Source organism: Pseudoalteromonas sp. SIMBA_162 (genome assembly GCF_046535955.1).
GTDB lineage: Bacteria > Pseudomonadota > Gammaproteobacteria > Enterobacterales > Alteromonadaceae > Pseudoalteromonas > Pseudoalteromonas marina.
The window spans coordinates 1-274 of record NZ_JAWJBQ010000374.1 but is presented as its reverse complement, the minus strand read 5'-3'; the positions used below and the strand labels follow the sequence as shown (position 1 = coordinate 274).

1 protein-coding gene is annotated in these 274 nt (G+C 65.3%); it reads right to left on the bottom strand.

The window, feature by feature from the left end; all coding sequences use genetic code 11:
* A partial coding sequence (locus R0J88_RS20095; RefSeq protein WP_410900889.1) for a DUF3418 domain-containing protein occupies positions 1-274 on the bottom strand: 274 nt, incomplete at both ends.

Here is a 274-nt window from a genome sequence, read left to right as displayed (position 1 = left end):
CACGTGTGACCGTCACACGTGACTCGGGCAGCGGCGACTCCGGCAACTCATCCAGAGCGGGCGCTTGGCTTGCCTGATCGGCCAGCGCCTGGGCGCCTGCACTCGCCGCCTCTTCGAAACGCCGCTCCAATGCACGCACGTCGCGCCCTTGGCCTAGCGTCTTACCCGCATGGTCGACAACCTTCACGTTCATGATGAGGTGTGGCGGCAGCAAATCAAGACGCCAATCATCCGGGTGAACGCGGGTGGCGGTGCGGCGGCGGATAAACTCCCC